Annotated in this window: 14 protein-coding genes; 9 read left to right on the top strand and 5 right to left on the bottom strand. The window is 67.4% G+C overall.

Annotated elements, in window-relative coordinates; all coding sequences use genetic code 11:
* The first annotated feature begins 47 nt into the window (after positions 1–47).
* From nrdR to SOM61_RS14705, 8 genes are all read left to right on the top strand, one after another.
* Positions 48–515: a transcriptional regulator NrdR gene (nrdR, locus tag SOM61_RS14740; protein ID WP_123068688.1), complete on the top strand. Its 468-nt coding sequence runs from the start codon at positions 48–50 to the stop codon at positions 513–515.
* Between the two features lie 109 nt (positions 516–624).
* Positions 625–1,161, top strand: a complete 537-nt coding sequence (gene pilV, locus SOM61_RS14735; protein WP_320474777.1) for a type IV pilus modification protein PilV — start codon at positions 625–627, stop codon at positions 1,159–1,161.
* Positions 1,158–2,114 carry a PilW family protein gene (locus SOM61_RS14730; RefSeq protein WP_320474776.1) on the top strand — a complete coding sequence of 319 codons (957 nt, stop codon included), beginning with the start codon at positions 1,158–1,160 and terminating at the stop codon, positions 2,112–2,114. The genes pilV and SOM61_RS14730 overlap by 4 nt, the downstream gene beginning before the upstream one ends.
* Before the next feature lie 7 nt (positions 2,115–2,121).
* Complete coding sequence (locus SOM61_RS14725; protein WP_320474775.1) at positions 2,122–2,808, top strand: pilus assembly PilX family protein; 687 nt, start codon at positions 2,122–2,124, stop codon at positions 2,806–2,808.
* Positions 2,805–3,257 (top strand): type IV pilin protein, encoded by a 453-nt coding sequence (locus tag SOM61_RS14720; protein WP_320474774.1) that lies wholly within the window; start codon positions 2,805–2,807, stop codon positions 3,255–3,257. The genes SOM61_RS14725 and SOM61_RS14720 overlap by 4 nt, the downstream gene beginning before the upstream one ends.
* An 8-nt stretch (positions 3,258–3,265) precedes the next feature.
* Positions 3,266–3,823 (top strand): GspH/FimT family pseudopilin, encoded by a 558-nt coding sequence (locus tag SOM61_RS14715; protein WP_320474773.1) that lies wholly within the window; start codon positions 3,266–3,268, stop codon positions 3,821–3,823.
* Positions 3,824–3,832: 9 nt separating this feature from the next.
* Positions 3,833–4,954 carry a bifunctional diaminohydroxyphosphoribosylaminopyrimidine deaminase/5-amino-6-(5-phosphoribosylamino)uracil reductase RibD gene (gene ribD, locus SOM61_RS14710; protein WP_320474772.1) on the top strand — a complete coding sequence of 374 codons (1,122 nt, stop codon included), beginning with the start codon at positions 3,833–3,835 and terminating at the stop codon, positions 4,952–4,954.
* 31 nt (positions 4,955–4,985) lie between these two features.
* The gene (locus tag SOM61_RS14705) at positions 4,986–5,624 is read left to right on the top strand and encodes a riboflavin synthase (protein WP_320474771.1); all 639 of its coding nucleotides are present in this window, start codon (positions 4,986–4,988) and stop codon (positions 5,622–5,624) included.
* Positions 5,625–5,658: 34 nt separating this feature from the next.
* Here the strand turns inward: SOM61_RS14705 and SOM61_RS14700 are convergent, their stop codons facing one another.
* The 5 genes from SOM61_RS14700 to SOM61_RS14680 form a co-directional block, all read right to left on the bottom strand.
* Positions 5,659–7,194, bottom strand: a complete 1,536-nt coding sequence (locus SOM61_RS14700; RefSeq protein ID WP_320474770.1) for an alpha/beta hydrolase — start codon at positions 7,192–7,194, stop codon at positions 5,659–5,661.
* A 253-nt stretch (positions 7,195–7,447) separates the two neighbouring features.
* Positions 7,448–7,729 carry a DUF3325 domain-containing protein gene (locus SOM61_RS14695; protein WP_320474769.1) on the bottom strand — a complete coding sequence of 94 codons (282 nt, stop codon included), beginning with the start codon at positions 7,727–7,729 and terminating at the stop codon, positions 7,448–7,450.
* Positions 7,726–9,291: a PepSY-associated TM helix domain-containing protein gene (locus SOM61_RS14690; RefSeq protein ID WP_320474768.1), complete on the bottom strand. Its 1,566-nt coding sequence runs from the start codon at positions 9,289–9,291 to the stop codon at positions 7,726–7,728. Before SOM61_RS14690 ends, SOM61_RS14695 begins: the two co-directional genes overlap by 4 nt.
* A gap of 9 nt (positions 9,292–9,300) precedes the next feature.
* Positions 9,301–9,573 (bottom strand): iron uptake protein, encoded by a 273-nt coding sequence (locus SOM61_RS14685; protein WP_320474767.1) that lies wholly within the window; start codon positions 9,571–9,573, stop codon positions 9,301–9,303.
* Positions 9,557–11,680 carry a TonB-dependent receptor gene (locus SOM61_RS14680; RefSeq protein WP_320474766.1) on the bottom strand — a complete coding sequence of 708 codons (2,124 nt, stop codon included), beginning with the start codon at positions 11,678–11,680 and terminating at the stop codon, positions 9,557–9,559. The genes SOM61_RS14685 and SOM61_RS14680 overlap by 17 nt, the downstream gene beginning before the upstream one ends.
* A gap of 198 nt (positions 11,681–11,878) precedes the next feature.
* Between SOM61_RS14680 and pflB the strand changes: the two genes are divergently transcribed.
* Positions 11,879–14,140 (top strand): formate C-acetyltransferase, encoded by a 2,262-nt coding sequence (gene pflB / locus SOM61_RS14675; RefSeq protein WP_414674994.1) that lies wholly within the window; start codon positions 11,879–11,881, stop codon positions 14,138–14,140.
* Positions 14,141–14,159: the final 19 nt, after the last annotated feature.

Below are 14,159 nucleotides of genomic sequence, written 5' to 3'. Positions count from 1 at the left end.
TTCGCCGGTCCGGTCGCATCATCCAGCAATACTGCAGCCCCGGCCCCATGAAATGTCCCTTTTGCCAGCATGAAGAAACACAAGTCCTCGATACCCGCGTATCGGAGGAAGGGGATGCCATCCGGCGCCGGCGCCGCTGCGGCAAGTGTGACAAGCGCTTCACCACCTATGAGCGCATCGAGCTGTCGATGCCGATCATCGTCAAGAAGAATGGCAGCCGCACCGAATTTGCATCCTCCAAGCTGCGCGGCAGCCTGATGCTGGCGCTGCGCAAGCGCCCGGTATCGGCCGAGGCGATCGATGGCGCCGTCGCCTCGATCGAGGAAAAGCTGCTCACCAGCGGCCGGCGCGAAGTCGACAGCGTGTATGTGGGCGAGCTGGTGATGGAGCAGCTCAAGCGCCTCGACAAGATCGCCTATATCCGCTTCGCTTCCGTCTACAAGAATTTCGAAGACCTGGATTCCTTCCAGGCGGCGCTGGCCGAAGTCGGCCACCAGCGCAAGCTCGACAACTGACGTCGTTTCCAAGTTCCTTTTTTCGCCCTGCGCATCCTTGCGTCCACGCATGGGCGCCTGAGTCCTGTCTGATAACTTCTCTGCTCGCACATCGTTAGCGGAGGATGGCATGCAGGCGCATCTCCCCGGCCGCCCGGGCGGTTTCACCATGATCGAAATCCTGGTGGCCATGTTCGTGCTCGCAGTCGGCGTGGTCGGCGCCAGTGCGGCCCAACTGGCGGCGCAGCGCACGCGCCAGCATGCAGCGCTGAGTTCAGAAGCGGCGATGCTGGCCACCTCATTGGCCGCACGCATGCAGGCCAACACCCACGTGGCCAGCCTGCCGGACGGCGCCAACCCTTATTTTCCGCTCGATTACACGGCGCTCGATGCTGGCCCGCCCGCGGGTGGCGCGCCATGCATCGGCGCGGGCGCCTGCGATCCGCTGGCGCTGGCCGCCTACGATCTGCGCGAGACGCGCCTGGCGCTGCACCGGGGCTTTCCATCGGGCCGTATCGCGGTCTGCCGCGACGGCGCGCCGTGGGATGCGGCGCACAGCCGCTACCGATGGGCGTGCAGCGGCGAAGCGACTGCGCCGGTGGCGATCAAGATCGGCTGGCATGGCACACAGGACGGGCCGGGCTATGTGTTGCTGGTGGCGCGATGAGGGTCTTCAGCACATTCGGGCGCCAGGCCGGCCTGACCATCGCCGAACTGATGGTGGCGATGGCGCTCGGGCTGGCGGTGCTGCTGGCCAGCGGCTCGCTGCTGATTAACAGCGTGCGCGCGCATGCCGCCGTGATGGAAGCGTCCGAGATGGACGATAGCGGCCGCTATGCCGTCGATGCGCTGGCGCGTGCGATCCGCCTGGCGGCGCACGTCGACTGGGCCGCGCATCCCGGCGCAGATCCGGCGGCGGCCGCGCCGGCGGCAGCGCCGGCGCGGCTGGCCGGCCTGGATGCCAGTTCGCTGGAGCGCACCGGCGTCGGCATCGATGCGGTCTTGCCCGATGAAGCCAATGGCAGCGACGTGCTGGCCCTGCGCTTTCCCGGCAGCGGCGCAGCGCCCAATGGCGATGGCGACACCCTCGATTGTGCGGGTTTTCCCGTGCACCGCGACGAAGAAGGCTGGAGCATCTTCTACGTCGCGCGCAATGCCCAGGGCGATGCCGAGTTGCGTTGCAAGTACCGGGGCGCGAGCAGCTGGTCGTCGGATGCGGTGGCGGGCGGCGTCGAAGGCTTCCAGGTGTTGTACGGCCTGGATGCCGACGGCGACCGGGTCCCGGAGCGCTACGTCAATGCGACCGAGCTGGGCGCGCTCGATGCGGCGCTGGTGCTGGCCGGCGCCACGCCCGACGAACGCGCGGCCGACTTGCGCAAGCGCACGCACTGGAAGCGGGTGGCGCTGGTGCGGGTCGCGCTGCTGCTGCACGGTCCGCGCCTCAATCCGGGCGCCGACGCCGGCATCGTCTACGACTTGTTCGGGCCAGACCATGGCGCCGCCTTTTCCGCTAACGACCACGGCACGCGGCTGACGGGCGCGGCGCTCGACGACGGCCGCGAACCACGCATGCGCAAGGTCTACGGCGCGACCATCGTCTTGCCGGTGGCGCCGGATTGAACTTCGCATGCGCACCCTTGACTCATCGTTCCGGCAGCGAGAAGGAGGCATCGCGCTCCTGACCGCGCTGGTGCTGATGCTGGCGGTGCTCATGACCGGCATCGCGTCCACCCGCGGCGCCTTGCAGGGTGCGCGCGCCGCAGCGCACGAACGCGACCGCGTGCTGGCGCTGCAGATGGCCGACGCCGCGCTGCAGGATGCGGAGCGCGATATCGAAGGCGGCGCCGAGCCTGGTTCGGCGCGGGCCAACGCCATCGCCGGCGGCAGCGCGGACGCCTTCGTCGCCGGCTGCGGTGGCGGGCGGCCATACAGCGGCCTGTGTGCGCACGCGGCCAATCCCGACCAGCTAGCCGAACTGCTGGCCAACGACGACGGTCCGGCCATCCTGTTCGGCAGCTTTACCGGCTTGAGCATGCCGGACGGCGAGGGGGCACTGCCACTCGCGGCGCCGCGCTACCTGATCGAGCTGATGCCGGCGACACCCGACGGCCAGCTGTACCGGATCACGGCGCGCGGCGCCGGCAGCATGCCCGGCACCCACGCCGCGCTGCAGGCCTATTACCGCAAGCCGCCCGATGGCGCCCCCGGTCGGCGCGTCGGCTGGCGCGAGCTGGGAAACTGGAGTGAGGCGTTCGCAATGCCAGCCTCTGCCGCCAGCGCGGCGGGCCACCCGACCGGGAAGGGCAGACCATGAGACGCGGCAGCAATGGGTTCACGCTGGTCGAACTGATGGCCGTGCTGGCCATCCTCGCCATCCTGGCGGCGCTCGTCTATCCCTCGTTTGCGCAGCAGGTGGTGAAGGCGCGCCGCATCGAGGCCCAGCTGGCGCTGCTGGACCTCATGCAGCGCCAGGAACAACACCGTGCGCTGCATCATTCCTATCTGGCGTTTTCGATCGATACGGAGGACGCCGACACCGCCCAGTTCCCGGCCTGGACCGGCAGCAGCGCCGCCGCCAGCGCCCATGAGCTGGACGGTTATGCCTGCCCCGGCCAGGAGATCGCCCACTGCATCGAGCTGCGCGCCCGGCCGGGCACCGCCAATGTCGACGCCGGTTTCGCCGACCCCGACTGCGGCGTCCTGACGCTCGACAGTACCGGCCAGCAAGCGGCCAGCGGTCCGTCGTCGCGCTGTTGGCCATGAAGCCAGCAATGAGACTGCATCGCTGCGCCGGCCTGTCCCTGGCCGAGCTGGTGGTGGTGCTGGGCATGGTCGCGGTGACGGCGGCGGTGGCCGCGCCCGACCTGCACGCGCTGGTGCGCGGCCAGCAGCTGCGCACCGCCTCGGGCGACCTGCATGGCGCGATCCAGCTCACCCGTTCGCAGGCGATCGCACGCAACGAGCGGGTCAAGCTCACGCCCAACGACGAAGCGGGTCGCGACTGGTCGCGCGGCTGGACCGTCTACGTCGACCGCGACGACGACCGCCGGCCGGGGGAGGGCGACGAGATCCTGGCCGTGCGCTCGCCTCTGCCGAACGGCATGCAGGTCAGCTATTCCTTCACCAGCCCTGCGCCGCCGCAATACATCGCCTACAATGGCGCGGGACGCAGCTGCAGCGATACCAACAGCGCCGCATCGCGTCTTGGCACGCTGTCGCTATTCCATGGCGGGCAGGTGCGCCGTATTAAAATCAATATGCTCGGGCGTGCGCGCCTGTGCAATCCGGCCCGCGACGACGGGTGCGACGGCGCCGCGGCGCCGCCCTGAAGGAAAGAGATGCCGACAAGCTATAGCGAACTGATCCTGAACGATACCGACGGCATGGCCCTGGCCCTGGACTGGGCGGCGCGTGGCATGTACATCACCGCGCCGAACCCGCGCATCGGGTGCGTGATCGTCAAGGACGGCATCGTGATCGGCGCCGGTCACACCCAGCCCGCCGGCCAGGCGCACGCCGAAATCCAGGCGCTGCGCGACGCCGCGGCGCGCGGCAACGACGTGCGCGGCGCCACCGCCTACGTCACGCTGGAACCGTGCAGTCACCATGGCCGCACGCCGCCCTGTTCGGACGCCCTGGTGCAGGCCGGCCTGGGACGGGTGGTGGCCGCCATGGTCGACCCGAATCCGCTGGTGGCCGGCCGCGGCCTGGCCCAGCTCGAAGCCGCCGGCATCGAGGTCAAGGCCGGCGTGCTGGCCGAGGCGGCGCAAGAGCTGAACGTCGGCTTCTTCTCGCGCATGGTGCGTGGCCTGCCGTGGGTGCGCCTGAAGGTGGCGGCCAGCCTGGATGGCGCCACCGCGCTGGCCGGTGGCGAAAGCCAGTGGATCACGGGTGAGGCGGCGCGCGCCGACGGCCACGCGTGGCGCGCGCGCGCCAGCGCGATCGTGACCGGCATCGGCACCGTCAAGGCCGATGATCCGCAGTTGACCGTGCGCGGCGTCGACACGCCCTTGCAGCCGCGTCGCGTGATCGTCGACAGCCGCCTCGAGATCGACCTTGGCGCCCGCATCCTGCAGGGCGAACCGTGCTGGATCGTGGCCGCCGTCGAGAACACGGAAAAAGCCGCTGCCCTGACAGCCGCCGGCCATGAGGTCTTGATGCTGCCGAACGCGCGCGCCAAGGTCGACCTGCCGGCGCTGATGCGCGAACTGGGCCGGCGCGAGATTAACGAAGTGCACGTCGAGGCGGGTTCCAAGCTGAACGCCTCGATGGTGCGCGAAGGCTGCGTCGACGAGCTGCTGGCCTACCTGGCCCCGAGCCTCATCGGACCGGGGCAGGGCATGTTCGACCTGCCCGCGCTCGAGCGCCTGGCGGACCGTCGCCAGTTGCGCTTCCACGACGTGGCGCGCGTGGGCGACGACCTGCGCATCCTGGCCCGCTTCGTCGAGCCGGCCGCCTGATACTGAATTAGATCTAATACGAAGGAATCATATGTTTACTGGAATCGTCGCCGCCGTCGGCAACATCACTTCCGTCGCGCCGCTGGCGGGCGGCCTGGACGCCGGCGTGCGCCTGGTCGTCGATGCAGGCCCGCTGCCGCTGGCCGACGTCGCCCTGGGCGACTCGATCGCCATCAACGGCGCCTGCATGACCGTCGTCGAGAAGACCGACAAGGCCTTCACGGTCGACGTCTCGCGCGAAAGCCTGAACAAGACGGTGGGCCTGGAAGCCCAGGGTGAAGTGAACCTGGAAAAGGCGCTGACCCTGGCCGAGCGCCTGGGTGGCCACCTGGTCTCGGGCCACGTCGATGGCCTGGGCGTGGTGCACAGCTTCGAGCCGGTCGGCGAATCGTTCGAGCTGATCGTCGACGCGCCGCAGGAGCTGGCCAAGTTCCTGGCCTATAAAGGCTCGGTGGTGGTCAATGGCGTGTCGCTCACCGTCAACCGGGTCGAGGACCTCGACGCGGGCGCCAACAAGGTGTGCCGCTTCTCGATCAACCTGATCCCGCACACGATCGAGGTCACGACCCTCAAGCACCTGAAGGCCGGTTCGCAGGTCAACCTGGAGATCGACCTGATCGCGCGCTACGTCGAGCGCATGCTGGCAAGATCCGGCGGCGCCCCGTTGTAAGAACCCCGGTGCGCATCGACGGTCGTCAAGCCCGTCAGTCCTGCAAGGTGCACCGGCTGTCAGGTGCGGGAGACTCGAGGTCGATGAGATAGTCCGCGACGATTTCATCGACACACGCATTCCCGCCGATCAGGGCCACGCCGTGCTGTTCGCCCTCGACGGTGAGCAGGCTGGCGCCAAGCGTCCTGGCCAGGCTGATCCCCCCTTCGTGCGGGGTCGCCGGGTCGCGGGTGACCGACACCACCAGTGTTTTCGGAAGTCCTTCGATATCGACGGCATAGGGATAGCCAAGCGTCGGTTTTGCCGGCCACGCCTCACAGATATCCCGGGCCTGGACCGGCCGGCCAGTGGCCAGGAAGGGCGCAACCTCGAACACCGCGCGCTTCATCGCGCTCTCCTCCTCGGGAGTATGGCGTTCTTCGTCGAGACACTCGATCGCGATTTGCGCCTCGTTGGCGTTGCCGTAGCTGCCATCGGCATGACGCGCCTGGGCCAGGTCACGCAGGAGCATGAGCGGTTCACCGCGCCCGGCTTTCAGTGCGCTGATGCTCTGGATGACGGCTGGCCAGCCCGACTCGCTGTACAGGGGCAGGACCAGGCCGTTGAGTGCGGCAGTGTAGGTCAGCTTGCGACCGTCCGCGGTAACGATCGGTTCGTCGATCAGCGCTTGCAAGAGCTGCTGGAAGGCGGCGGTTGCTTGCCCGGGATCGGTACCGAGCGGACAGTCTGGCGACCTGGCGCAGAAGGCCGCCATATTGTCGAAGCCGCGTTGAAAGCCTGCGAACTGAACCAGCCGGCGCGCGGCGGTGCCGGTCAGTGGGTCGACTGCACCGTCGAGCACCAGTGCCCGCACGTTTTGAGGGAACATTTCGGCATACACGGCGCCCAGTCGCGTGCCGTAGCTGGCTCCGGCGAATGTCAGCTTGTCGTCCCCGAGCACGGCGCGCAGCACGTCCATGTCGCGGACCACATCGCGGGTGCCGACGTTGGCCAGCACGTCCGCGCCGCCAGAACGCGCGGCGCACTTGCTGTAGACCTGGCGCGTCTCGTCCTCGGTGTAGTCGTCGACCCCGGAGTTGAGCGTGGAGAGTGTCACGTCGGCCTCGCGCTCGGCATCCGTAAAACAATCCAATGCCGGAGTCGACGCCCCGACCCCGCGCGGGTCGAACCCGATCAGGTCGAACCGTCGCGTGATCGGACTATCGGCCAGGGCATCCGCCACCGTCGCCGCGTAGCCCATGCCGGAAAAGCCGGGGCCGCCCGGGTTGAGCAGGATCGAGCCAATCCGGTTGCCAGCCTCGCCCTTGGCCGCCACCCGCAGCAATGCAATCTGCGCCGTTCTTCCCTGCGGATTCCGATAGTCGAGCGGCACCTGGAGCCGGGCGCATGTCAAGGTCTTGTCTGCGAATTGCTTGGCTTGCGCCTCCGTGGCGGCGTAGCTGTCGCAGGGGCCGAACGTCAGCTTCTGGTGGTAGAAGCGCGCCAATCCTGGCGGGACATCGCCGGGTGCCGGCGTTTGACCCGGGCCGGAGTTGCCGCCACAGGCGCCAAGCATCAGGCTCAGCGCCACGAGTTTTGCTATCCCGGCCATGTGCCAACGCCGACCGCAAGCCTTGCGCGTATTTGATGTGTTCATCCAAGCAGCTGCCTTTCTATTTGATTGACTGAGGTATTGCTTCAGGAATACAAATTAGCGGAGCAGAGCGGTTGAGTGGATTACCGCTCCGAAGTGCTTAGTTTCAGCCTCGAGCATTGTGGGAACATGGCGGCATGGCGGCGTGGCGGCGTGGCTGTGGGGCAGGGGAGTGATGCAGGAGGGAAAGTCAGCGCATCGCGCGCCATGTGAGGGTGAAGGCGACCGCCAGCGCCGCCGCCGAGATCAGCACCGTCCACAGGAGGCTGCCGAAGCCGATGCCGTCGCGCCAGACGCACAGGCCATAGGCCAGCGCCAGCAGGCCCAGGCCGGCGGGACGCAGCCAGCGCCACGCGGCGGCGCGCGGCGACCCGCCGCCCCACTGTTCCCAATGCTCCGGCATGGCCAGCGCCAGACAGGCGAAGCCGCCATAGCTGGCCAGGCAGGCGGCGACCAGCAGCAGCGCCGTCATGCCCGCACCCCGGCCTGGCGTGCGGCGCCTTGAACCGGTTTGACGGCCAGGCGGCGTGCACCCCACGCCGCCAGCACTGCCAGCGCCAGCAGCAGCAAGTCCACGCCCGCCACCGCCCAGCTTCCGCTTGCGAGCGCCCGGAGCGGATGGTCGCCGGTGGTGACTGCATTGAGCAGTACGCACACCACGGCCAGCAGGCAGATGCCCCAGGCCTGGTCACGCCAGGCCGCGCGGCCACGCCACCACGCATGGCCGAAGCTGGCCACCCACACCAGGTAGAACGTCCAGACCTCGAGCGCCGCGCGCGCTTCGCCGCCCAGTCCCTGTGCGGGCGGCAGCAAGCGGTTGGTGGCCATGAATGCGAGCGTGGCGATCACGATCCCGGTGACGCTGCCGACAGTGAGACCTTCGACCACGCGCACCCCGGCCAGTCCCTTCGCGGCATGGCGCGCGCGGCGCGCCTCGAGCCAGAACAGGAAGCCGGTGGCGATCAGCACGCAGCCTGCCAGCCCGGCCAGGAAGTACAGCCAGCGCAGCGTCCAGTGCTCGAACTGAATGAAGTGGATGCCCGAGATGAAGCGCTGGGCCGACATCACGGGCGCCGCCTGGAAGCGGTGCAGCACCTCGCCGCTGGCCGCGTCGAAGAAGAGCTGGTCCACGTTCATCGTGACCTCGCGCGCGTAGGAGCGGCGCAGTTCGACGTAGCTGTTGGCGTCGCCCGGGTGCCAGACCCGCACGAAATATGGCTGGGATTCGGGCTGCCTGTCGCCCCATTCGCGCCGCGCGGTGTCGGCCATCGCATCGAGCGAGGACAGGGCGCCGGGCGCGTTGGCCCTGGGCCGGCTGTACTTGCCATAGGCATCGGCGAAGAATGCGGCCTTGGCCGCCTTGCCTTCGCCGTAGGCGCCGGTGTACGCCTGGGGAAAATAAATCATCATGAAGATGACCATGCCGGACAACGTGATGATGAAGTGGAAGGGCAGGCCCAGCACGCCGACCAGGTTGTGCAGGTCCAGGCTGCTGCGCTGCAGGGATTTGCGCGGCCGGAAGGTGAAGAACTGCGCGAAAATCTTGCGGTGGACGATCACGCCCGAGACCAGCAACAGCAGCATGGCCATGCCCGCCACCCCGACGATCCACTTGCCGACCTCTTTCCATTGCAGGTGCAGGCCGTAGTGAAAGGGGAAAAAGAAGCCGCTGCCGCCCAGCGTGCCTTGCTCAGGCAAGAATGCAAGCCGCTGCGGATCCAGCTGGCGCGGCGCAGGCTCGTCATCCCCGGCCTTGTAGGTGAAGCGCAGCACCGGGGTGCGCTGGGTCGGCAGGTCGACCCGCCACTGGCTGGCGCCGGCGGGCACGGCCGGCAGCACGGTGCGCGCGACGGCGTCGAGCGAGATCGGCGCGGTTGCAGGCGCGAGCCGCGTGGTCGGCATCATCCAGCGGTCGATCTCGCGATCGAACACGCTCAGGGTGCCCATCCAGAACACGGCGAACAGCACGCTGCCCAGCACGACGCCGGCCCAGGTGTGGAGCCAGGCCATCGATTTGCGCAAGGTGTCTTCCATGGCGCCGTCCTAGTCAAGCACGTGGATGACGGCAGCTGTCAAGACCACCCCGGCTGCCAGCACGATCCACAGCCGCGCTGCGGGGCGTACGCTGAACGCCCAGACCAGCAGCGCGAGATAGAACACGAAGCCCAGCATCGAGGACAGCGCAACGGCCTCCGAGCGCGCCATGCCGAGGCGGGCCAGCACGGCGCCGGCCGCGATCACCGTCAACACGGTGAGCAGATAGCCGCCCACCACCGCGCCGACGATCCGCAGACCGCGCTCAGAAGCCGAGCGCATAACCCACGGTCACGGTGCGGCCGCGGCCGGCGAAGTAGCGGGCCGGCTCGACCAGCGCGCTCTGCGAGTAGTACGTGATGTAGTCCTTGTCGAGCAGGTTGGCGAAGCCCAGGCGCAGGTCGCCCTTGCGCAGCTTGTAGGTCAGGGCCGCGTCGACCAGGGTGTAGCCCGAGAAGCGTTTGGCCGGATCGTCGAAGTCCTGCGAGAACGCATGCTGGGCCTGCACCAGCGACGACAGGCGCTCGCCCCAGTTCGCGGTCCAGCTGGCCAGCACGCGGTCCGGAGAGACGTTCAGGCCGTCGAGCTTCGCATCCAGGCTGCCGTCGTTATTGCTGTCGTAGCGGCCCTTGGTGCGCGCATACGAGAGGCTGGCGCGGTGGGCGGCATTGAAGCGGTGCGCGACCTTGGCCTCGACGCCTTCGAGCCGCGTCTTTTCGCGCGCCATCATGAACACGCCGCCGACCGAGACGACGCGCGCGCCGAAGTCTGAATCGGAACGGTAATAGCTGGCGTCGAATTCCCAGTCGCCCTTGCGCACGCGGGTGCCGGCTTCCACGCCATCGGTCAGGATCGGCTCGAGGTTGCGCAGGCTGCCGATGCTCTGGCCCGGCGTGTTGATCGAACGGAGTGTGCGGCCGATGTCCGGCAGGCCGAAGCCTTCCGAATAATTGGCGTACAGGGTGACGTCCTTGAGCGGCTCCAGCACCAGTCCCGCATTGAGCAGCGTTTCGTTGAACTTGATCTTGCCGCCTTCGACCAAGGTGTTGTTGTAGGCGGCCAGCGTGCGATAACTGTCGACTTCGAGGTCGGCGTTCTCGCGCCGCGCGCCGGCGTGCAGCGTCAGCTTATCGAGCAGCTTGAATTCGCCCTGGGTGAACAGCGACAGGTTGCTGTACTTTGACTCGGGCACGAAGGTGCGCCCGGTGCCGTACATGTCCTGCTTGCCCTCGTCGACCAGCGTGTCGAAGCCGACGGTGAGCTTCAGGCGCCCATCGAGCAGGCCTTCTTTCGTCAGGCCGACCTTGCTGCCGTATTTCGAGGCGACCGAACGCGACTGGTCGTACAAGGTGCCGCGCGGTGCGATTGTCACGTCCTGGAAGGTGGCCGAATTGTCGGCGCCGAACAGGCCGACGAATTCCTGGCTGTAGGCCATCGCCGACAGTTCCATGCCGGCCAGGTTGGTGTGGGTGTAGCTGGCGCTGGTGGTCCAGACATCGTTCCAGGCCGGCGTGCCGGGCGGCGTGCCCTCGACCGACGTGGAGGGAATGCCGCGCGCGCGGTCGCCCGGCACGCCGAGGTAGCTGGCCTTCGACTTGATCCGGTAGCGGTTGACCGAGAACTGCAGGCGCTGGTGTTCGTCCGGCCGGTAGCCGATCTTGGCCAGCACGTCGTAGCTGCGCGAATCCATCAGGTCGCCCTGGGTCACGTCGACCCCGATCGAACGGCCGGCGCCGTCCAGGTACAGCCCCTGGTCCTCGTAGCCGACCGAGAACAGGTATTCGAGCTTGTCGCTGCGGCCGTCGAGGCGGTAGGTGGTCTTGTAGCCGAGCAGGTCGCCGTTCACATCGGAGGTAGGTGTCGTCACCTGCACGTCGACGTGCTGGTTGAAGCTGCCCGGGGCAGGGCGGCGCGTGATGATGTTGATGGTGCCGCCGGTCGCGCCGAGGCCGTTGATGGCGTTCGGGCCCTGCACGATCTCGATGCGCTCGACCATCGAATAATCGATGGTGTGGGCCTCGCGCCCGGTGGGGCGCACTGGATTCGATTGCGGCACGCCGTCGACCAGGATCAGCGGGGTGCGTCCGCGCAGCGTCTCGCCGGAGCCGTTCATCTTGCCGCGGCTGGGCGTGTACGAAGGCAGCAGGTTGCTCAGGACGTCGGACGTGTTGGTGGAGATGGTCAGCTGGCGCGCGATATCTTCCTTGCGGATCACGACCACCGTCTGCGGCGCCTTGTCCACTTCGACGTTGGAGCGCGAGGCGGCGATGACGACCACGGCGCCATCGGTATCGGTCTGTTGGGCTTGCGCGATGAGGGGAAGCAGGGCGAGAGAGACGAGGGCCGCGAGAGGACGGCGGCTGGTGGACAAGGTCTGCGGTGACTGCACGAACGGCTCCGATCTACGTGATAATGAGAACTATTATCAATTAGATCGATGGTCGATGTCAAACCGCTATTGGCGCTCGCCCCTAAGACCAAGGTCCGATGGACCCGAAAAAACCGGGGACGTACGCTGTTCCCGGGTTGGACCGCTCGCCACCTTGCCCCTGTTCCGCGCGCCCTCCCGCAGACTACGGAGGACACCATGGACGTCAAGGTCGACATCAAGTTGCAGAACAGGACGAGCTCAGGAGCGTGGCGCATGTTCCTGCCCGGGCTCTGGCAGGACCGCATCAATCTGCGCGACTTCATCCAGCACAACTACACCCCCTACGAGGGAGACGGCGGCTTCCTGGCCGGCCCCACCGCGCGCACCACGGCCCTGTGGCAGAAGCTGGCGCCGCTGATCTCCGAGGAACGCGAGAAGGGCGTGCTCGACGTATCGCAGGTCCCGTCGAGCATCCTGGCGCACGGCCCGGGCTATATCGACAAGGACAACGAGATCGTCGTCGGCCTGCAGACCGATGCGCCGCTCAAGCGCGCCATCATGCCGTTCGGCGGCTGGCGGGTGGTCGAGGCCGGCCTGAAGGCCTACGGCTACACGCCCGACCCGCTGCTGGGCGAGATCTTCAGCAAATATCGCAAGACCCATAACGATGGCGTGTTCGACGCCTACACGCCGGCGATCCGGCGGGCCCGGTCCTCGCATATCGTCACCGGCCTGCCCGATGCCTATGGGCGCGGGCGCATCATCGGCGACTACCGCCGGGTGGCGCTGTACGGCGTCGATTTCCTGATCGCCGACAAGCGCCGTGAAAAGGCCGAACTGGACGATCGTCATTCGACCGAGGAGGTAATCCGGCTGCGCGAGGAACTGTCGGAGCAGATCCGCTCGCTGGAAGAACTGGAAGAGATGGCGCTGCGCTACGGCTGCGACATCGGGGCGCCGGCGGCCAACGCGCGCGAAGCGGTGCAGTGGACGTATTTCGGCTACCTGGGCGCGATCAAGCAGCAGAACGGCGCGGCGATGTCGGTCGGACGGCTGTCGAGCTTCCTGGACGTCTATTTCGAGCGCGACCTGCGCGAGGGCACGCTCACCGAGCAGGGCGCGCAGGAGATCGTCGACGACCTGGTCATCAAATGGCGCATCGTGCGTTTCCTGCGCGCGCCGGAATACAACGCGCTGTTCTCGGGCGACCCGGTATGGGTGACCGAGACCCTGGGCGGCATGGGCGAGGATGGCCGCACCCTGGTGACGAAGACGGCGTTTCGGATGCTGCAGACGCTGTATAACCTCGGTCCCGCGCCGGAGCCGAACCTGACCGTGTTCTGGTCGCCGCGCCTGCCCGAGGGCTTCAAGCGCTTTGCGATCAAGACCTCGATCGACACCAGCGCGATCCAGTACGAGTCCGACGACCTGATGCGCCCGAAATGGGGCGACGACTGCGCCATCGCCTGCTGCGTGTCGGCCATGCGGCTCGGCAAGCAGATGCAGTTCTTCGGCGCCCGCGTCAACCTGCCCAAGACCCTGCTGTACGCACTGAATGGCGGCCGCGATGAGCTCAGCGGCGAGCAGATCGGGCCGGCGCTGGCCCCGATCGCGACGGAGGTGCTCGACTACGACGACGTCATGGCCCACCTCGACCCGATGCTGGACTGGCTGGCCGAGACCTATGTCAACGCGCTCAACGTCATCCACTACATGCACGACAAGTACTGCTACGAGGCGATCGAGATGGCGCTGCACGACCGCGACGTGCTGCGCACGCTGGCCTGCGGCATCGCCGGCCTGTCGCACGCGGCCGACAGCCTGTCGGCCATCCGGTATGCCGAGGTGCGGCCGGTCCGCGACGAGCGCGGGCTGACGGTCGATTTCGACGTCAAAGGCGAGTTCCCCTGCTATGGCAATAACGACGAACGCGCGGATGCGATCGCGACCATGCTGGTGACGACGATGATGAACAAGATCCGCAGCCATCCGACCTACCGCAATGCGGTGCACACCCAGTCGGTGCTGACCATCACCTCGAACGTCGTGTATGGCAAGGGCACCGGCGCCACGCCGGACGGGCGAAAACAGGGCGAGCCGTTCGCGCCGGGCGCCAATCCGTCCAACGGACGCGATACCCACGGCGTGATGGCCGCCCTGATGTCGGTGGCGAAGATTCCCTACGACGATGCCGAGGACGGTATCTCGCTCACCTTGTCGGTGGTGCCGGCGGCGCTGGGCACCGAGGGCGAGCAGGTCGGGCGCGGTGTCGATGCGCTGGACGCTTATTTCGGCAGCGGCGGCTTTCACATCAACGTCAATGTGCTCAATCGCGAGACGCTGCACGACGCGATGGCGCATCCGGAAAAATACCCGCAGCTGACCGTCCGCGTGTCCGGCTATGCGGTCAACTTCATCAAGCTCACCAGGGAGCAGCAGTTCGACGTGATCAACCGCACCTTCCACGGCACCCTGTAGTCCGGCGTTCCTTCAGGAG

It is taken from the genome of Massilia sp. CFBP9012 (genome assembly GCF_034045115.1).
Classification (GTDB): domain Bacteria; phylum Pseudomonadota; class Gammaproteobacteria; order Burkholderiales; family Burkholderiaceae_D; genus Telluria.
The sequence above is the reverse complement of the archived record's forward strand: the minus strand, read 5'-3'. Positions and strand labels throughout refer to the sequence as shown.